Origin of the sequence: Ferruginibacter sp. (assembly GCF_031391665.1) — a bacterium.
In the GTDB taxonomy this organism is placed as follows: Bacteria; Bacteroidota; Bacteroidia; order Chitinophagales; family Chitinophagaceae; genus Ferruginibacter.
The window spans coordinates 15,376-35,939 of sequence record NZ_JANMUN010000151.1; the positions used below are offsets into that span (position 1 = coordinate 15,376).

17 protein-coding genes are annotated in these 20,564 nt (G+C 36.9%); 12 read left to right on the forward strand and 5 right to left on the reverse strand.

Going from position 1 to position 20,564, the window contains the following annotated elements; genetic code table 11:
• Nucleotides 1-60: 60 nt before the first annotated feature.
• The 4 genes from ACY651_RS10765 to ACY651_RS10780 form a co-directional block, all read right to left on the reverse strand.
• A complete protein-coding gene (locus ACY651_RS10765) occupies nucleotides 61-708 on the reverse strand; it encodes an MEDS domain-containing protein (protein ID WP_462252541.1) in 648 nt (215 codons plus the stop codon).
• Nucleotides 709-925: 217 nt separating this feature from the next.
• On the reverse strand, nucleotides 926-1,768 hold the full coding sequence (locus ACY651_RS10770) for a maleylpyruvate isomerase N-terminal domain-containing protein (RefSeq protein ID WP_462252543.1): 843 nt from the start codon (nucleotides 1,766-1,768) through the stop codon (nucleotides 926-928).
• Nucleotides 1,769-1,925: 157 nt separating this feature from the next.
• Nucleotides 1,926-2,381 (reverse strand): NanQ anomerase/TabA/YiaL family protein, encoded by a 456-nt coding sequence (locus ACY651_RS10775; RefSeq protein ID WP_462252545.1) that lies wholly within the window; start codon nucleotides 2,379-2,381, stop codon nucleotides 1,926-1,928.
• 245 nt (nucleotides 2,382-2,626) lie between these two features.
• Nucleotides 2,627-3,652 (reverse strand): PfkB family carbohydrate kinase, encoded by a 1,026-nt coding sequence (locus ACY651_RS10780; protein ID WP_462252547.1) that lies wholly within the window; start codon nucleotides 3,650-3,652, stop codon nucleotides 2,627-2,629.
• A 154-nt stretch (nucleotides 3,653-3,806) separates the two neighbouring features.
• On the opposite strand from ACY651_RS10780, the gene ACY651_RS10785 reads away from it, so the two are divergent.
• Both ACY651_RS10785 and ACY651_RS10790 read left to right on the forward strand, forming a co-directional pair.
• Entirely contained in the window at nucleotides 3,807-4,490 is a 684-nt protein-coding gene (locus ACY651_RS10785; protein WP_462252549.1) for a bifunctional 4-hydroxy-2-oxoglutarate aldolase/2-dehydro-3-deoxy-phosphogluconate aldolase, read from the forward strand.
• A gap of 80 nt (nucleotides 4,491-4,570) precedes the next feature.
• Nucleotides 4,571-6,154 (forward strand): MFS transporter, encoded by a 1,584-nt coding sequence (locus ACY651_RS10790; protein ID WP_462252551.1) that lies wholly within the window; start codon nucleotides 4,571-4,573, stop codon nucleotides 6,152-6,154.
• 122 nt (nucleotides 6,155-6,276) lie between these two features.
• Here ACY651_RS10790 and ACY651_RS10795 read toward each other — a convergent pair whose 3' ends face one another.
• Nucleotides 6,277-7,305 carry a GntR family transcriptional regulator gene (locus ACY651_RS10795; protein ID WP_462252553.1) on the reverse strand — a complete coding sequence of 343 codons (1,029 nt, stop codon included), beginning with the start codon at nucleotides 7,303-7,305 and terminating at the stop codon, nucleotides 6,277-6,279.
• Nucleotides 7,306-7,452: 147 nt separating this feature from the next.
• Between ACY651_RS10795 and rhaT the strand changes: the two genes are divergently transcribed.
• From rhaT to ACY651_RS10845, 10 genes are all read left to right on the forward strand, one after another.
• On the forward strand, nucleotides 7,453-8,592 hold the full coding sequence (gene rhaT, locus ACY651_RS10800; protein ID WP_462252555.1) for an L-rhamnose/proton symporter RhaT: 1,140 nt from the start codon (nucleotides 7,453-7,455) through the stop codon (nucleotides 8,590-8,592).
• Nucleotides 8,567-10,687, forward strand: a complete 2,121-nt coding sequence (locus tag ACY651_RS10805) for a bifunctional aldolase/short-chain dehydrogenase (RefSeq protein ID WP_462252557.1) — start codon at nucleotides 8,567-8,569, stop codon at nucleotides 10,685-10,687. Before rhaT ends, ACY651_RS10805 begins: the two co-directional genes overlap by 26 nt.
• 96 nt (nucleotides 10,688-10,783) lie before the next feature.
• Entirely contained in the window at nucleotides 10,784-11,167 is a 384-nt protein-coding gene (gene rhaM, locus ACY651_RS10810) for an L-rhamnose mutarotase (protein ID WP_462252559.1), read from the forward strand.
• Between the two features lie 100 nt (nucleotides 11,168-11,267).
• Complete coding sequence (locus tag ACY651_RS10815; protein ID WP_462252561.1) at nucleotides 11,268-12,542, forward strand: sugar isomerase; 1,275 nt, start codon at nucleotides 11,268-11,270, stop codon at nucleotides 12,540-12,542.
• Between the two features lie 149 nt (nucleotides 12,543-12,691).
• Nucleotides 12,692-14,050, forward strand: a complete 1,359-nt coding sequence (locus tag ACY651_RS10820) for an FGGY-family carbohydrate kinase (RefSeq protein WP_462252563.1) — start codon at nucleotides 12,692-12,694, stop codon at nucleotides 14,048-14,050.
• Entirely contained in the window at nucleotides 14,050-14,781 is a 732-nt protein-coding gene (locus ACY651_RS10825) for a (Fe-S)-binding protein (RefSeq protein ID WP_462252565.1), read from the forward strand. The genes ACY651_RS10820 and ACY651_RS10825 overlap by 1 nt, the downstream gene beginning before the upstream one ends.
• Nucleotides 14,782-15,057: 276 nt before the next feature.
• Nucleotides 15,058-16,431 (forward strand): lactate utilization protein B, encoded by a 1,374-nt coding sequence (locus ACY651_RS10830; protein ID WP_462252567.1) that lies wholly within the window; start codon nucleotides 15,058-15,060, stop codon nucleotides 16,429-16,431.
• Nucleotides 16,428-17,012, forward strand: coding sequence for a LutC/YkgG family protein (locus tag ACY651_RS10835; protein ID WP_462252569.1), 585 nt, complete (start codon nucleotides 16,428-16,430; stop codon nucleotides 17,010-17,012). Before ACY651_RS10830 ends, ACY651_RS10835 begins: the two co-directional genes overlap by 4 nt.
• Nucleotides 17,013-17,410: 398 nt before the next feature.
• On the forward strand, nucleotides 17,411-19,645 hold the full coding sequence (locus ACY651_RS10840) for a fasciclin domain-containing protein (RefSeq protein ID WP_462252571.1): 2,235 nt from the start codon (nucleotides 17,411-17,413) through the stop codon (nucleotides 19,643-19,645).
• Nucleotides 19,646-19,717: 72 nt separating this feature from the next.
• The coding region (locus ACY651_RS10845; protein WP_462252573.1) for a TonB-dependent receptor plug domain-containing protein at nucleotides 19,718-20,564 on the forward strand (847 nt) is incomplete at its 3' end.

The window sequence follows — 20,564 nt, forward strand, 5'->3', positions numbered from 1 at the left end:
ATGATCTAAAAATCAAAAGCCCCACATTAATTGCGGGGCTTTTGATTTTATATTAAGAAACTATGCCGTTGCAGCAGTAGTCTTGTAAAAAATTTCTGATGAAGTAAGTGATCCGCCAACAATTACTTTGCTGTGCGTTGAACATACTGCATCCACACAATCATGCTCGTTATGGATAAACCCATTTTTGGGATATGCACAAAATAGAGAAAATTGATTTTTTTGGTGCAACTGGTTCCACAAATTTTCCAATTGAATGGTAGCATCTTTTAAACCCTGTTCCCATAATATAGCTACCATTTCTCCAAAGGCCCTTACTTTACCACCATTTTTTTGCGCTCTTTTAAATACAGAAGAAATACAATTATCAAAGCGCTTTTTGTCAGGTAAATTATTAACCATAAATTTCGACAATGTTTCATTGGCTTCCAATGCAATATATCGTTCTCTTGCAATTAACGCATCCACGTTATATCTTTGTTTATTTAAGAGGAGGTTAAGGTGTTGAATATGTTCTTTTGTCGCAATAATAATAATACTGTCTCCTTCAAGTAGCCCGGTATTTACATAACCGAATAAGGAGTTCATGAAAATTGTATCATCTTCATATATTTGAACTACATGATCAGCAGGAGCAATTTTGCCCCAGAACATTTGTACGTTACTGGTTTTCCAACTGTGATTATCATTAAGGTAATTATTAAACATGGGCTTGATTTTAAAGGAGTGCTATACAATATACAAAAACTTTCTTCAGTAAAGTTGAAATATTTTCAAAAACTGTATAATAGATAAACGCATAATTATTGCTGAAGGTATTAAAAGTGCACTATTAATTACTGTTATTACAGGAGCTACTAATGTAACGTAATGATTTGCTATAGTTTACAGTTTAATTTAAGGACAGGCATGTAGCCACACTTTTTTAAACCATAAAAGAAACCATATTTAATGCAGCTTTCCCCAATTCAACATTTCCGTTAATTTCAACTTTATCAATCGCTTCAGTTGCGGTTATTCCCTTCGAAAAAAGTTTCCAGGCTATTTTGGGATCCATTGTAATAGTTGCATCCGCTTTTTCTATTGCATGGTTTGTAAATTCCCAGTTTGAAGTTGTTTTTATTAAACTCCATTGCCCGCCAATACCCGAAATTATTTTTACTGTTACCGTTGTGCCTGTGCTGGCCGGTATATTTTTATAAGTGTAAGGCAGCGCATACATCATGGTGATTATAAATGGAGAAAATAATTCCTTAGTTAATATTCCTTCTTTACCCACTGCGTCTCTTATTTGCTGCTGGTGAATAAATTTTTCAGTGTATTCTCTTGCGATATGAAACCAGTTTTGGGAAACTTCCTCACCGGCCCAGGCCACTGAATATATTGCCTGGTTAAAGGGATTTAAACTATTCAAATGCTCAGCATATTGTTTGCCGGTTATTTCTAAAAGATTTATTAATACCTGAGGGCTTAATCTTTTTGCAGCATTTGTCCAGCTGTGGTTTAGCTGATTTAAACAGGCAACCAGATCATTGTAACTATTCATGTTTTGCGGTGTTTCACTAAAATATTTATCTCTTGAAGATGATAATGTTCTTAAATTTCCATCCAGCAAATGCGCTGCAATATCTTTAACCGTCCACAGTTTTGCAATGGTGGCAGCGTTCCATTCTTTATCAGTTAAAGATTGTAAAAGTTCAATAAGTAGATTATCTAACACAGGGAAAAGATGCAAAGTTTTTATGGGTATGTGTTGAGGAGTACTCATCTGTATTTACAATTGTTATGTTGAATATTGCCTGGCAATCTTACTTATTAAAGTAACGAATTTTTCTTTCAACTTCAAAAAGCAGTTTATAAAATGGTTTGCATTACTGCAACTGCCATGTATAAAAAAAGCCTTCATTTAGAAGGCCCTTTTAAAACTATATTGCAACTTTAATTACCAATTTTCGTATCGCATTTTCATCTGCCGCAATCATAGGTGCATGCACATCTTCCGGAAAAAAAATGGCAAACTGCCCGTTGGTTAATTGAAAATACATATCGGGTACATCGTTATAAAAGCTTACATCCTTTTCAGGATTGTAGTCTCCTTTTGGGGCAGTGCAATTATGGCGGGGTTTCCAGCCAATGGTTTCTTTACCGTTAATACAAAATTGTATGTCGATATTTTTATCGTGGCATTCAAACTTGGCAATTGATTCTGCTGCCGACATGCCTGGTTTATCAGAAAAGATAGCTTTTAAACCGTCGGCTATTTCGTATTTACCAATTTCAATATTTGCAAGGTCGGTACTGTTGATGTACTCAAATGCTTTTGCAAACAGCGGATGAAGGCTGGTGTATTTGGATGCGTTAGATAATGTGTCTATGATCATACCCCTGTCCCCTAAAGGGGAACTTAGTTTTAAGGTTATAAAATAATCGGCGTTTTAGTTATATGAAATGTACCGATTTTAAATTGTTGAATAAAGAACTAAAACTACAAGAGTGCGACGCCAATGAAGTTAAATTTATGTTTACAGCCTGGTTCAAAAAAAGGAAACAAACTGTAATCGTACGCTAACAATGAATTTAAATAAAGTAGCTACCTAAGTTCCCCTTTAGGGGACAGGGGCTGCCTTTACCGCTGCACCCTTCCACTTCCATCACCCTTCATCAATTCTTTTACATCGCTTAATGTTGCATGATTTAAATCGCCGGGTATGGTATGCTTTAATGCACTTGCTGCAACACCAAACTCAGCAGCATCAGCAGTACTCATGCCGGTAACCAGCCCGTAAATTAAACCGCTGGCAAAACTGTCGCCACTGCCTACACGGTCAACAATGCGTACATTATATTTTTTGGTGTGATGAAAAGCTTTGCCATCATACACCAGTGCACTCCAGCCATTATCACTGGCACTGTAGCTTTCTCTTAAAGAAGATGCAATAAATTTAAAATTAAATTTTGCCTGCATCTGGTTAAATACATCTTTAAAACCATCAAGGTTTAATTCGCCTTTGGTAACATCGGTGTGTGCGGCTTTAAAACCAAGGCAGGTATCAGCATCTTCTTCGTTGCCAATACATACATCTACATAGCGGCACAATTCCGTCATTACCTGTTGTGCTTTTTCTTTACTCCATAATTTTTTACGGTAATTTAAATCGATGCTGGTGGTAATGCCTTTTGCTTTGGCAGCTTTTAGTGCCGCCATGGTAAGTGCTGCAGCTTTATCACTTAATGCTGGTGTTATGCCGGTGGTATGAAACCAATCGGCACCATCTAATATTTTATCAAAATCAAATTCGCTGATGTCAACATCGGCAATGGAAGCGCCGGCCCTGTCGTACACTACCTGCGATGCTCTCATACTTGCACCGGTTTCTAAAAAATAAATACCCAGCCTGTCGCCACCACGGGCAATATATTGTGTATCCACACCATAACGGCGCAAATGATTTATTGCAGATTGCCCGATGGGATTGTTGGGTACTTTGGTTACAAAAGTTCCATTTTCGCCATAGTTACAAATTGCAGCGGCAACATTTGCTTCGCCACCGCCATAGGTAACATCGAATGAATCGGCTTGTACAAAACGTTTAAAATCGGGAGTAGATAAACGCAACATAATCTCTCCGAGAGTAACAACTTTTTTTAGCATCGTTAAATATTAATTCTGATGAAAGATAAATTTTGGCCTCAAAGATGATTATTAATTGTTTAATGAACAAGGAATACTATTTTAATTATAACTAAATTTACGGAAACGTTTGCGTAATTATTTATGTGCTTGTGCTTAAATTAAAATAATATTGTTGAACGATAAAACCATAAGCAATATGAAGAAAGATGTACTGCTGCAACTAATTCCGCAACAGGGAATGTTACCACTCTATTTTAATAAAGATACCCAAACCAGTATTGAGTTGCTGAAAGCTTTATACACTGCCGGTGTACGCACTGTTGAATATACCAATAGGGGCGAAGCGGCTTTAGCAAATTTTAAAGCTATGAAAGCGGTTTGCGAAACCGAATTGAAAGATATGTATTTGGGAGTTGGCACTATTAAGAATGGCGAAATGGCGCAAACTTTTATTGATGCCGGTTGCGATTATATCATTTGCCCGGGCCTTGTAGAAAGTGTGGCGAAAGTTGCAGATGCCAATAATATGCTTTGGGTGCCGGGCTGTATGACGCCTACTGAAATTATTGCTGCCGAAAATTTAGGGGCAAAAATGGTAAAGCTTTTTCCGGGTAATATTATTGGAATGGCATTTATGAGTGCGGTAAAAGAATTGTTTCCTAACTTATTGTTTATGCCTACCGGCGGAGTAGATACCAGTAAAGAAAACATTGAAGGCTGGTTTAAAGCCGGTGTGTGCGCTGTAGGTATGGGCAGTAAACTAGTAAGTAAAGAAGTAATGGCTAACAAACAATACGATTTACTTATTGAAGAAACTAAAAAAGTAATGGCGATAATTAAGGAGTGTAAAAAATAATTCTTCGGTAAGGTCTCGACAAGCTCTCCGAAATAATTGGGGCAAGCTCAGCTTTACAAAAAAATATTCAATACAGCTATATGAATGAAAAAATTGGTAAGTACCGCTGGACGATTTGCGGCTTGTTATTTTTTGCAACTACTGTAAATTATTTAGACAGGCAGGTGCTGAGTTTATTGCAACCGTATTTATCGGGTTCGGATATGTTTAACTGGTCTAACTCCGACTATGCCAATATAACTTCTGTTTTTCAATTTGGCTATGCACTCTCTATGTTATTTGCCGGAAGAATAATTGATAAACTTGGCACCAAAAGAGGTTATGCATGGGCCATTGTTATATGGTCTCTCGCTGCAATTATTCATGCCGCCGCTATTCCAATTGGTGAGAGTATTTCAGTTGTGTTAGGTTGGTTTGGTATTGCAGGTTTTTCTATTTCGGTTTTAGGTTTTATGTTCAGCAGGGCGGTGCTTGCATTTGGCGAAGCAGGAAATTTTCCGGCAGCTATTAAAGCCACTGCGGAATATTTTCCAAAAAAAGAAAGATCATTTGCTACCGGTATTTTTAATTCCGGCTCAAATATCGGAGCTATACTTGCGCCTCTAACTGTTCCATGGATTCAGAAAAACTGGGGTTGGGAATGGGCTTTTATAATAATGGGTTTAGTAGGTTTTGTATGGCTGATTTTTTGGCTGTTATATTATGAAAAACCCGAAAAGCAAAAAAGATTATCTGCTGCCGAGTTGGCTTATATTAAATCTGGCGAAGAAGAAATTGCAGCAACAACTGCTGAAACAGATAACAAAGTATCCTGGGTAAAATTATTGGGCTATAAACAAACATGGGCATTTGCCTTTGGAAAATTTATGACGGATGGCGTGTGGTGGTTTTTTCTTTTCTGGCTGCCTGCATTTTTAAAAGTACAATATGGTATAGTAGATAAAGCAGTAATGCTGCCATTGGCAACATTATATACCATTGCCATGATTGGCAGTATTGTGGGTGGCTGGTTTCCTGTATATTTTATAAAGAAAGGTTATACCGCTTATGATGGAAGAATGAAAGCGATGTTATTGATTGCATTTTTTCCTTTAGTAATTTTATTGGCACAACCATTAGGATATATAAGCTACTGGGTGCCGGTACTTTTAATTGGCATTGGTGCATCGGCACATCAGGCATGGAGTGCAAATATTTTTACTACAGTGTCTGATATGTTTCCTAAAAAAGCAATTGCATCAGTAGTAGGTATTGGTGGTATGGCCGGTGGTATTGGTGGTGTGGTAACATCAAAATTGGGAGGCTGGCTTTTTGATTCTTATAAATATGCAGGCATTGCAAAATCGTGGATAGATGCAAAAGCAGCCGGTTTGGGAGATTATGTAAGCAAATTACAATCGCTTAACCTGGTTAATAAAAAAGGAGAAACTATTGACCTTAATAAAGTTGATTTAAGAAATTTACCAAAAGAAGTTACTGAACAACTTCAATCAATTAATACTGGTATGTTTGAAAAATTACTGCAGTTGCAAAAGCCATTGGTAGCGGCTGAAATGTCTACCTCTTATGCCATCATGTTTGCTATTTGTGCGGTAGCGTATTTAATTGCCTGGATAGTAATGAAAACATTGGTGCCAAAGTATAAGCCAATCACTGATTTGTAAAGGCCGCCACGAATTACACTAATGAACACTAATAAAATACTAGGGGGTTTCAAAATTGAACCCCCCTTTCTTATAAAATAATTCGTCTAATTAGTGCCTTCATAATTCGTGTTATCCTTCCCCTACAAAGAATTCCGCAGCGTTAAATAAAACCTTGCTTCAATATGCTCCACCGATTTATTTAAAATAAGTTCGGCTGCTTTTTCTCCCATCATCTGAAAATCGGTAGAGATAGTGGTAATGCCATTTAAGATAATTTTTTTCAATGCTGTTTCATTATAAGAAATTACGCCTACGTCTTTACCGATCTTCAATTTTTTATTTAAGATTTTTTCAATCAGCAGTACCAGGTCGTCTTCCATTAAATTAATATACACTTCACCTTTATTAATTTCTTCCTTGCTGATGTCGTGTACAATTTTATGATTGAAAGCATACTCCTGGCAAAATTTTGCAAAGCCGGTTGTAATTTCTCCCGGATGATAAGTGTATTCCGGTAAAATAATATTAAGTGTATGATACTTGCTTAAATTGGGTAAGGCCTGTTCCAGTGCAATGTAAATATCTTTATCAAAGTTTTCGTAAATGGCACCGTAATTACCGGTTACTCCCGGTACCAGTTTATCTAATAAAATTAATTTTTCTTTAGGGATATTGTTTAAAATTTTATAAGCATTTTCACTGCCTTCCATAAAATGCGGAATGATTACATAATAATTATAGTCTTCTTTATTATTCAGCAATAAACTTTTAAATAAAGAAAAGTTATTGTTGTAAATATAAAAATCAATTGCAGCAGAATCTCCCAATGTGCTTACAAAAGCATCGTAAATAATTTTTTTGTGGGCACTCAGTTTGTTGAACATTAGAAATATTTTTATTTTCTGTCCAACATCAACATTCTTTATATAGTAGCCTTTGCCCGGCACCGATCCAATTATGCCACTCTTTTTTAAATAACGGTAGCCTTTTTCGGCAGTGTCACGGGATATTTCAAATTCAAAACTTAATTCGTTAATGGAAGGCAACACGTCATCAAGCTGCAATTTTTGTGTTTCAATTGCTTTAATAATGCAATTAGCCAGCTGCTGGTATTTAGGTGTGGCCGAAAATTCGTCTATATAAATAAGTTTATTAAAGGGAGATAGCATCGTCAGTAGTGTTCAATATAATTTTAGCTGAAAGTTAAACAAAAATAGTCGTTTTATTTAAATGCATGATAGTACATGATGCAGCGCAAAGCATTTCAATTTATTTTACATTGTAATTGCTTAGCTATATTTAAAAAAACGATCTGTATGGGAATTATTTTGGGAGTTTTATTTCACTTCATTGGTGGGTTTGCATCGGGCAGTTTTTACATGCCTTATAAAAAAGTAAAAGGCTGGAGTTGGGAAAGTTTTTGGATTGTTGGCGGATTGTTTTCCTGGTTAGTTGTTCCGCCTCTTGCAGCATATCTTACCATTCCCGGATTTATGGATATCATTAAATCCTCTTCCTCAACTGTACTCGGTTCTACCTATTTAATGGGTTTATTATGGGGCATTGGCGGTCTAACTTACGGCCTTGGTGTACGATATCTTGGTGTATCATTAGGCAGTTCAATAATTTTAGGTTTATGTTCTTTCTTTGGTGCAATAGTGCCATCGGTATATTATTATTTTAATCCTAAAACAGGGAAAGATACTATCGCAGATTTGTTTGGTACATCATGGGGCTTAATGGTAATGGCAGGTTTAGTACTTTGCATAATTGGTATTGTAATTTGTGGTAAAGCCGGGGGAATGAAAGATAAAGATTTAGGTAGTACGGGTGTTGATGCTGCAGGCAGCGAATTTAAACTGACCAAAGGTTTAATTCTTGCAATAATATCGGGTGTACTCAGCGCCTGTTTTAGTTTTGGTATTGAAGCCGGAAGCACCATGGGAGCTACTGCTAATGAAATTTGGAAAGCAGCTAATCCTGCAGAAACTGGAGAATTTTTATTTAAGAATAATGTAATTTTTGTAGTAATACTCTGGGGCGGATTAACCACCAATTTTATCTGGTGTATGATTTTAAATGCCCGTAATAAATCTTTTGGTGATTACACCAATAACAAATCTCCTTTAATAAAAAATTATTTGCTTTGTGCTTTAGGCGGAACAATGTGGTTTTTGCAATTTTTCTTTTATGGTATGGGAGAAAGTAAAATGGGTAACGGCGCAAGCTCTTGGATCTTACACATGTCTTTTATAATTTTAGTAGCCAATATGTGGGGCATAGTTTTAAAGGAATGGAAAGGGGTTACTAAAAAAACAAAAACAACAATTGTTATTGGTATTGCAACAATTATTCTTTCAGTTCTTACTGTTGGATATGGTAATTACCTGCATGAAAAATTGAAAAAAGAAAACGAAAAAGTTATAACATATGTCGGTACAAACAGCACAATTTAAAAACGTAAGCTACCTGTGGGACGAAGCTAAGGCCGCAACCATGGCCGGTGATGAAGTAGCATTATTAATATACCGCTCCAATCTTTTAGGAGCCGATTTGCGCCTTACCAATTACGGCGGCGGCAATACTTCCTGTAAGGCAATGGCAAAAAATCCATTAACAGGCGAGGAAAATGAAGTGATGTGGGTAAAAGGAAGCGGTGGCGATATTGGCACGTTGAAAAAAAGTGGACTGGCAGCTTTATATGTAGATCGTTTACGCAGTTTAAAAAATGTATACCGTGGCCTGGCACACGAAGATGAAATGGTGGAGTTATTTAATCATTGCATTTACGATCTGGCATCAAAAGCACCATCCATTGATACGGCTTTGCATGGCTTTCTTCCCTTTAAACATATAGACCATTTACATCCCGATGCAGCCATTGCCATCGCTGCTGCAAAAGATGGTAAAAAAATTACACAGGAATTATTCAGCGGTACAATAGGATGGGTAGAATGGCAAAAACCTGGATTTGATTTGGGCTTACAGTTAAAACAATGCCTTGATGAAAACCCCGGTATAAGAGGAATTATGTTAGGCTCTCACGGTTTATTTACCTGGGGCGATACCGCTTACGAAAGTTATGTAAACACTTTAGAAGTAATTGAACGCTGTGCAGATTATTTAAATGATAATTATGGAAAAAAAGGGCCGGTATTTGGCAGTGCTAAAATTCAATCCCTGGCAAAAGAAGAAAGATCGAAACAGGCTGCTGCATTGGCTCCCGTGTTAAGAGGATTTTGTTCTTCTCAAACAAAAATGATTGGCCATTTTACTGATGATGACAGGGCATTAGAATTTATTAACTCTAATGATCTTGCAAGATTGGCACCATTGGGTACCAGTTGCCCCGATCATTTTTTGCGTACAAAAATTAGTCCGTTGGTATTGCCATTAAGTGCAACAGAAGATTTAAATAATGTTGCTGCAATAAAAGAAAAACTGCAACCAGAGTTTGAAGCATACCGAAAAATGTATGCCGATTATTACAATACCTGTAAACATGCTAACAGTCCTGCTATAAGAGATGCTAATCCGGTGGTTATTTTATACCCCGGCGTAGGGTTATTTACTTTTGCAAAAGATAAACAAACAGCACGGGTAGCCGCAGAGTTTTATATCAACGCTATTAATGTGATGAAAGGTGCAGAAGCTATTTCTGAGTACACTTCTTTACCAAGGCAGGAAGCTTTTAATATTGAATACTGGTTGTTGGAAGAAGCAAAACTGCAGCGCATGCCAAAGGCAAAACCTTTAAGTGGCCGGATTGCATTGGTTACTGGAAGTGCAGGAGGAATTGGAAAAGCCATCGCCAAAAAATTTGCAGAAGAAGGGGCTTGTGTTATCATCAATGATATTAACGAGGAAAGGTTGCAAACCGCAACAGATGAATTTCAAAAATTATTTGGAAAGGATAATGCTGCGGCTGTAACACTGGATGTAACAAATATAGATACGATTACTCAGGCAATGGAAAGTGCAGCACTCGCTTTCGGTGGTGTGGATATTATTGTAAACAATGCTGGTATTAGTACTTCCAAACCAATTGCCGATCATACTATTGCCGATTGGGATAAATTGTATGATATTTTAGTAAAGGGGCAATTTTTAGTTTCGCAGGCAGGCATTGGCGTTATGCGTAAGCAAAATATTGGCGGCGATATTGTAAACATTGTTTCAAAAAATGCAGTGGTAGCAGGGCCAAACAACGCCGGCTATGGTTCTGCAAAAGCAGCACAGGCGCATTTAACCAGGTTAATGGCTGCCGAAGTGGGGGCAGATAAAATTCGTGTAAATACCGTTAACCCCGATGCCGTAATTGCCGACAGTAATATTTGGGCAGGTGGCTGGGCCGAAGGAAGGGCAAAAGCTTATGGTATTACAGTAGAAGAATTACCGGCTTACTATGCTAAACGCACTTTATTGAACGAAGCCATTTTACCAGAAGATATTGCCAATGCATGTTTTGCATTAGTGGGAGGATTATTAAATAAATCAACAGGTAATGTATTGAATGTTGATGGCGGAGTTGCCATGGCATTTTTAAGATAGTTTTTATATAGTAATAAGCAATCAAAAAAGGTTGATGATTTTCTAATCTGTCAGCCTCTATTTTTTTACAACACAACTTCAATATAAATCTTTTGTATGAGTGATGAAAAAAACTCTGAAAATGCAGAGACTCAAAGTCCTCCGCCAGCTGGCGGAGAATTTAGGGGGCACAGAGTAGCATTTAAAATGCAATTGTTTGCAAATAAAAAAGAAGAATATAAAAAACGCCACGATGAAATTTGGCCGGAGTTAGTTTTGTTGTTAAAAGAAACAGGCATCAGCGAATACTCCATTTTTTTAGATGAAACAACTAATAGTTTATTTGGTGTACTAAAGGCCGAAGACCCGGCGCTGCTTAATGATTTACCTTCACATCAAGTAATGCAAAAATGGTGGAAGTATATGGGAGATATTATGGACAGCAATCCTGATAATTCACCGGTAAGTATTCCTTTGGAAGAAGTTTTTTATATGCCTTAAGCCCCTATCCCCTAAAGGGGGAAATTGAGGAGATTATGATTTATTTTGTATTCATTCGCTTTTATCCCTTTAGGGGATAGAGGCAAATAAAAATTTAGATATGTTATTAGATAAAAAACTGATTGCAGATAGTAACGGTAAGGCACTCTCAGAACACCAACGGAAATTTAATTTTACAGCCGGAGGCATTTCAAACACAGAGGAAATTATAAAAAAATTAATGGCTTTCCAGGTAGCTATACCAAGTTGGGCATTGGGTACAGGCGGTACAAGGTTTGGGCGCTTCCCCGGAGCAGGCGAGCCCGGTAGTTTAGAAGAAAAAATTGAAGATGTGGGTTTGCTGCATGCATTAAATAATTCAAGCGGCGCTATATCATTACATATTCCGTGGGACATTCCGACAGATGCAAATGCCACAAAAAAATTAGCAGCACAACATGGTTTGTTGTTTGATGCAGTTAATTCCAACACTTTTCAAAATCAACCCAACCAAAAAGAGAGTTACAAATTTGGTTCGCTGCAGCATGTAGATAAAGCGGTACGCAAACAGGCAATCGAACATAATATTGATGTAATAAAACATGGCGTTGCATTAGATTCAAAATCATTAACTGTTTGGATTGCTGATGGCAGTTGTTTTCCAGGGCAATTAAATTTTAGAAGATCATTTGAAAATACTTTAGAAAGTTTACATGAAATTTATGCAGCCTTACCTGCCGACTGGAAAATGTTTGTAGAGTACAAAGCGTACGAACCCAATTTTTATTCGATGGCAGTGGGAGATTGGGGACAATCTTTATTGTACGCCAATAAACTGGGTAAAAAAGCTTACACATTGGTTGATTTAGGACATCATTTACCCAATGCCAACATTGAGCAAATAGTATCTTTACTGCTGATGGAAGGAAAGCTGGGCGGCTTTCATTTTAACGACAGCAAGTATGGCGATGATGATTTAACCGTAGGCAGTATGAAACCTTATCAGCTGTTTTTAATTTTTAACGAACTGGTAGAAGGTATGGATGCCAAAGGTATGAACCATGCAACTGATTTAGGCTGGATGATTGATGCAAGCCATAATGTAAAAGATCCATTGGAAGATTTATTGCAATCGGTGGAAGCGATAATGATTGCATATACTCATGCATTATTGGTTGATAGAAAAAAATTAAATGAAGCACAACAAAATAATGATGTGGTGGCAGCGCAGGAAATTTTACAAAATACTTTCCGTACCGATGTGCGTTCTATTGTTGCCGAAGCAAGATTAAGAGCAGGTGCAGCTTTAGATCCCTTATCATTTTTTAGAAATGAAAAAATAAGAGTACAATTAATTAAAGATAGAGGAACGAATACAATGGCAACAGGTTTGTAAGGTGAATGGTGAGTGGTGAATAGTGAATGGTCAATATTGTTTTAAGTGTAGAGTCTGTCACCATTGCCCATTGCCAATTAATAATTTACAATTCACCATTCACCCTTGACCATTCACCCTTGACCATTCACCCTTGACCATTCACAACAATGAACACAACTCCCGTTATAGCAATATTTGATGTTGGTAAAACCAATAAGAAATTATTTTTGTTTGATGAACATTACCGCATTGTGTTTGAAAAAACTTTGCAGTTTACCGAAACAATGGATGAAGACGGCGACCCCTGCGAAAATTTAGAAGCACTTACCGAATGGGGAAGGAATTCGTTAAAAGAATTAATGGATTTAAAAGAATTTGAAATTAAGGCATTAAATTTTTCTGCCTACGGCGCAAGTTTTGTTCATATTGATGCTGATGGAAAACCTGTAGCCCCTTTATATAATTATCTAAAACCATTTCCGGAAGAGTTAAAGAAAAAATTTTACGAAGATTATGGTGGAGGAATTACTGTTTCAATGATTACCGCTTCACCGGTACTGGGCAATTTAAATTCGGGGATGCAATTATATTGGTTAAAAAATAAACATCCTGAAATATTTGAAAAAATAAAATACTCCTTACATCTTCCGCAATATTTAAGTTTTTTAATTACGGCACAGCCTTACAGTGATATTACCAGTATTGGTTGCCATACCAATCTGTGGAATTTTCCACAAAACAATTATCACGAATGGGTATTGCGTGAAGGAATAGAAGAAAAATTAGCACCAATTTTTTCATCAGCAAATGTGGTGGATGCCAGGGCTTTTTGGAAAGATTTTAAAGTGGGCATCGGTCTGCATGATTCTTCCGCTGCATTAATTCCTTATTTAGCTTGCTTTACCGAACCGTTTATTTTAATTTCTACCGGCACCTGGTGTATAACTTTAAACCCATTTAATAAACATCCGTTAACCGAAAGTGAATTGCGGCAGGATTGTTTGTGTTATATGAGTTACAAAGGCGAGCCGGTAAAAGCCAGTCGTTTATTCGCCGGTAACGAGCATGAGATTGAAACAAAAAGATTAGCACAATATTTTAATATGCCACAGGATAATTATAAAAAAGTGGAGTACGATGAAAAAATTATAGTATCGCTTGCTAAAAAAAATGCGGCAGCACCGGTAATAAGATTTGCAGAAAGAAATTTAGGGGAGTATAGAAATTATGAAGTGGCTTATCACCAGTTAATACTTGATATAATGTGGCAGCAACTGGCTTCTACCAAACTGGTAATACAAGACAATAATGTAAACCGCATTTTTGTTGATGGCGGCTTTAGTAAAAATTCGATTTACATGCATTTGCTTGCAGAGGCTTTTCCAACAATGGAAGTGTATGCTGCCAGTGTTGCACAAGCCACTGCGGTTGGCGCAGCATTGGCCATTCACCAGCACTGGAACAGCAAACCTTTGCCCGGCGATATTATTGATTTAAAATTTTATGCAAAACCAAGTTTAGTGTGATGAATGTTGGATTATTTATACCCTGTTATGTAAACCAGTTTTATCCGCAAGTGGCTATTGCCACATTAGAATTGCTGGAAAAGTTTAATTGTAAAGTGAACTATCCTTTAAATCAAACCTGTTGCGGACAACCAATGGCAAACTCCGGTTATGAAAAATTAGCACAACCCTGCAATGAATTATTTACTGAAAATTTTGCCGGGTATGATTATGTAGTTTGTCCTTCGGGAAGTTGTACGCTGCACATTAAAGATCATTTGCACAGCAATAAAAATGAAATAGCTTCCACTGCAATTCAACATAAAGTTTTTGAGTTAACCGAATTTTTGGTGGATATTTTAAAAGTGGAAAATATAAATGCCACCTTTCCTTACAGAGTTGGTGTACACCAGAGCTGCCACGGGCAAAGAGGTTTGCACACCGCACAAATGAGTGAGCTGGTGGCAGCGCCATTTAGTAAAGGAGATTTTTTATTACAAAAAGTAAAGGGGTTGGAATTGATAAAACTAAACCGTACAGATGAGTGCTGTGGTTTTGGCGGAACGTTTTGCGTAGTGGAAGAAGCAGTAAGTGTAAAGATGGGTAAAGACAGAGTGACCGATCATGAAAAAAATAATGTACAGGTAATTACCGGAGGCGATATGAGTTGCCTTATGCATTTGGAAGGTATTTTAAAAAGAAGGAAAAGTAATATTCTGGTGAAGCATATTGCGGAGATACTGAATAGTTGATTGGCTAATTGGTTGAATGTTCAATGTTCATTGTTCAATGTCGAAAAAAATAAAGGACAAGGTATGCATTTTTGCTCCTTAGGAGCATAAGGTGGGTAGCAAAATAAATTACATGCTTTCACGTCCCGTAGGGACGGCAGGTGCTTTTGCAAAACATAATTAAAGCTCAATAAAGATTTACTGTATCCCGATGCATCGGGACGACGCCAATATAGATTAGTAAAGATTAAATGCTAGCTTCCCCGAAAAAATCGGGGCAGGCAAAAAAATAATTTTATGTCGGTTACAAATGTCAAACATCCGGAGTTAGCTGCTGCATTTAATAAAGATGAAAATCGTGTGGACTGGCATGATGAAACTTTATGGTGGATACGGCAGAAAAGAGATAAAGCCGCATGGACCATTCCTGAATGGGAGGAGCTGAGAGAAACTGCTTCGGCAATAAAAAATAATGTGCTTAGCAATTTGCATAATTATTTATTAGAATTTGAAGAAAGGGCAACTGCAAATGGAATGATAATACATTGGGCTTCCGATGCAAAAGAGCATAACGAAATTGTACATTCTATTTTACAACAACATAAAGTTAGCCAGATTGTAAAAAGTAAATCGATGCTAACGGAGGAGTGTGGCCTTAATGAATATTTAGCACAGTATAATATTGATGTTATTGATACTGATTTGGGCGAACGCATTGTACAATTAGCGGGGGAACATCCCAGCCATATAGTGTTGCCCTGCATTCATTGGAAAAAAGAAGAGATAGGAGAGTTGTTTCATCAGCATTTAAATACACCGAAAGGAAATGCCGATCCGCAATTTTTAACCAACGCAGCAAGAATACATTTAAGAGAAAAATTTTTAACCAGGAAAATTGCCATCACTGGTGTAAATTTTGCAGTTGCAGAAACCGGCGAATTCGTAGTGTGTACCAACGAAGGTAATGCAGATATGGGTGCACATTTAGCCGATGTACATATTGCCTGCATGGGTATAGAAAAAATTATTCCGCAAAGAAAACATTTAGGAATTTTTTTAAGATTGCTGGCAAGGAGTGCAACAGGTCAGCCGATAACGACATACAGCAGCCATTTTAAAAAACCTAACGGCAACCAGCAGTTGCATATTATTTTGGTTGATAACGGAAGAACGGTTCAGTTAGGAAGAGAGGATTTTAGAAGCTCCTTAAAATGTATTAGATGTGCAGCATGTTTTAATACCTGCCCGGTGTACCGCAGAAGTGGTGGCCACAGTTACCACACGGCTATTGCCGGGCCAATTGGCGCTATACTGGCGCCGAATTTAGATATGAAAAAATATGCAGACTTACCTTTTGCCTCTACACTTTGTGGAAGCTGCAGCAATGTTTGTCCGGTAAAAATTGATATACATAATCAATTGTACAAATGGCGGCAGGTAATTACTGAAGAAGGCTTTTCTCCAAAAGCAAAAACTGTTGCGATGAAAGCGATGGCTGCAACATTATCAAGACCAAAAGTTTTCAACATTGCCGGTAAAGCAGGGCGGTGGGTTATGAAGTATTTACCCTTTTTTGTAAACAATAAATTTAACCCCTGGTATAAGCAACGTGACTTGCCGGCACCACCAAAACAATCTTTTACAGACTGGTATAAAAAAAATAGAAAATGAGCAGCAGGGAAAAAATATTAGTGGCAGTAAAAAATAATCAACCGGCATTGCAGCAATTGCCGGATTTAGCAAGTGTTAACGCCATAACATACAACGATAAATTTTTACAATTTTCAACAGTGCTTACAGCAATTGGAGGAACTGTTGTAGAAATAAAAAGCACAAATGAAATTATTGAATATGTGAAAACTAATTTTAGCAGTAATCAAAATTATATAACAACGCTGCCTCAATTACAGGAATTTAAAGCACTTGATGAAAATTTAGATCCCCACACTTTAGAAAATATAGAAGTTGCCATTGTAGCGGTACGATTTGGTGTTGCAGAAAATGGTTCGGTTTGGCTTACAGGTGATGAAATTAAGATAAGAGCATTGCCATTTATTTGTGAGCACCTTGCTGTTGTATTACAAAAAAATGATTTGCTAAATAATATGCAGGAAGCTTATAATTTGATTGGAGAAACCCAATACGGTATTGGAGTTTTTATTGCAGGCCCTTCAAAAACCGCAGATATAGAACAATCATTGGTATTGGGTGCACATGGCCCAAAAACAATGACTGTTTTCGTTGTCTCCTAATTTACCTCCTTTATACAAAATTCTTTTTTTGCAGAAATGTGGATAATGCTTTCTTTAAAGCCATTTTACAGGATGCCACAGGATAGTCATTAATCAATAAAAACTGAATTTGTACACGTAAAACAGCATAGTTAATTATGGCTAAAATAATTGTTGCTGTAATTACTAAAAACCAAAGCTAAATACAACAATTCCGAATTAAAACTTTTTTAATTCGATAACGATACTCACTGCTATATGAGAAAAAATATACCTTCTTACTCACACACAAAACCTGTTCATTGGTTTTGTAATTTCAAAATTCATCAGGATTTATTTGTAATAGTGTAAGGTGATTTTTTTGTATAGCAGTATAATAGTATAAATATTAAATTATTTATTTCAAAGCAGGAATTTATATGCACAAAAAAATTTATCAGTTAGCAGCCGTAGTTCTATTGGCTGCATTATTTACTACTTCTTGTAAAAAGAAATTTGATGAGTATTATGAGCGACCGGCAAACCTTGCCGATCCCATTTACAAACAATTGGTAGATAAAGGCAAGTTTACAAATTTTGTTTCTCTTATTGATAAGGCAGGCTACAAGTCAACATTAGCCGCAGCTGGTTACTGGACAATTTTTGCACCTACTGATTCTGCATTTACTGCCGATACCGAATTTGCTGCGTTTATTAAAGGCCGTGGTTTTAATACCGTAGCCGATGTAGATTCCACAACTGCTCAAATGGTGGTACAGTATCTTTTAGTTTTTAATGGTTTTGAAAAAGACAGGATCGATGACTTTCAATCGAATCTTGGATGGGTGCCTAATGTTGCATTTAAAAGACGCACTGCATATTACACAGGATTTTACAGCGATACAACAGCTGCAGGCCTTGCATTAAAAGCTATTCCTTCTAACAGAAATAATAATGGTACAACCAACAGTTATTATGTATTTGCAGATAACGGTAACAAATACATTCCTTCTTTTACCAGTGAGTATTTAGCGGCGCAGGGTTTATCGCAAACTGATTATACTTATTTTTATCCGGGCTCAACCTTCTCTGGTTTTAATGTAGCCAACGCAAAAGTTACACAAAAAGATGTTCCGGCAGAAAATGGTGTAATTCATATTATTGATAAAGTAGTTACGCCTGCAAAAAGTATTGACCAATACTTACGCAACAAACCCGAGTACAGTGTTTTTAGAAGTATTTTAGAAAGGTTTATGGTGCTGTTTGTAAAAAATACTGAAGCCACAAGAAGGTACCAGGTTTTAAATGGCGTTACTGATGATGTATCGGTAAAAGTATATTCTAATTTACTGGCCTTTTCTCCCAACAACGAAAACTATTTTAAACTGCAGGATAACGATGGGCAAAGAGACGGGTGGACAATGTTTGCACCCACTAACGATTCGTTAAATAAATACATTAACAACGTTGTATTACAGCAATACACAAGTTTAAATGCTTTGCCGTTGTCAATTATAGCCGATTTATTAAATGCACATATGTGGCAGTCAACAGTATGGCCAAGCAGGTTTAGCAATACATTTAATTTTTTAGGAGAGGCCGCTAAAATGAGTGCAGCAAATGATATAGTAGATAAGAAAATTTTAAGTAACGGATTTTTTTATGGCACCAAAAAAGTAAATGAACCCAATGTGTTTGCTACAGTTTATGGTAAGGCGTATTTAAATCCACGTTATACATTAATGACGAGGCTGCTGGATATGGAATTAAAAGGCATCATCACTAATCCATCAGTAAAATATACTTTGTTTATGATGTCGGATGCATTGCTGGCGGCCAAGGGGTACAGTTATAACTCCGGCTCTAATGGCTGGGGATTTAAAAATACCGCCGGAGCTGTTATAGAAAATGACAGTAACAGGCTTAATTTATTGCGGATGCTCAACAGTTGTGTTGTAGAAACACCCAATAACGAACTGGATAATATTGGCACAACAGGTTTTAGAGGAATCATCGGCACATTTGGTAACGAATTTATAAAGTACGATGGCAACAGTGTATTTACTGCAGGCAGTATAGAACGTAATGTAAGTATTACTATCGACAGCGTTAGAAAAGCATTAAACGGCCAGGTGGTTTATTTAAACGACTTAATGTATTTTCCTTATCTGCCCATTTCAAAAAACATAGAAATTTTAGGAACGCCTGCAGCATCGGAGTTTAATTATTTCTGGAATTATTTAAAGAATTCCACCTTATACAATACCACTACTTTTGAAATTACAGGATTGGCTGCAGGTTCGTTTTATACATTTTTTATTCCTAACAAAGCTGCAATGATACAGGCCATTAATGCAGGTTTATTACCCGGTACAGCAGGCGTGCCCAACTTTACACCCACATTAACTGCTGATAAAGTTTTAGTAGAAAAATTTATTTTGTATCATATACTTGATAAAAGAACTGTAATTGCTAATGGAATTGATATTGGCTCTTATCCTTCTTTATTAAGAAATGCAGCAGGTGATCCGGTAACATTTTCTATTCTTTACCCCGGGGGAATTTTTGAAGTAGGTGATGGGTTTAACCGTAAAGCAAGATTAGTAACGGCACTAAGTAATAATTTATCTAACCGGACGGTAATTCACCTGGTAGATAATTATTTAAAATATTAAGTAGAAAAAAGGAATTCAATTTTAAAAGCTATAACCTTCTTTGTAAGTTAAGCACATAAAAGTAATTGTATAATGAAAGTAGTAATTACGAAAATCAGTTTTCTGTTGTTTGCAATACTGTTTGCCAATGCAGTATTTGCACAAACTACAACAGTGCAGGGGAAAATTACGGGCACGAACAAACAGCCCATCGATCATGTAACTGTTGCAGAAGTTGATGCAGATGGCAGAACTATTCATGCGGTAAAAACAGATGTGGAAGGAAATTTTGTAATAAAGCTTTCCAGTACAAAAAATAAATTGTCCATAAGCCATATCAGTTTCCGTTCGCAGGTTGTATCGGTAAACACCCGTGTTACTTTTAATATAACCATGGAAAGTAACAGCAGGGATTTAGGTGATGTGGTAGTAGTATCACAAAGAAAAATTGATAACGGCAATGTGTCCATTCCGGAAAGGGAGTTAACAACCGCACAGTCACACATAGCCGCTAAAGAGCTTGAAGAAATGCAGGCTGCATCAATTGACCAGGCATTACAGGGCAGGTTACCCGGTGTTGATATCACTGCCAATTCAGGCGATCCGGGTGCTGGCATGCAAATACGCATAAGGGGAACATCTTCTATCAATTCATCTAACGATCCGTTAATTGTGGTTGATGGTATGCCTTACGAAACAGCAATACCATCTGATTTTAATTTTGGCGCAGCGGATGAACTGGGTTATGCAAGCTTATTAAATATTGCACCTACCGATATACGTGATATTACCATTTTAAAAGATGCGGCTGCAACAGCAATATGGGGTTCACGTGCTGCAAGCGGCGTGGTGGTTATTACAACAAAAAGAGGTGCTGTTGGTAAACCATCTTTTACTTACACCAATAAAACTTCTGTAACCAAACAGCCCGACGCAATAC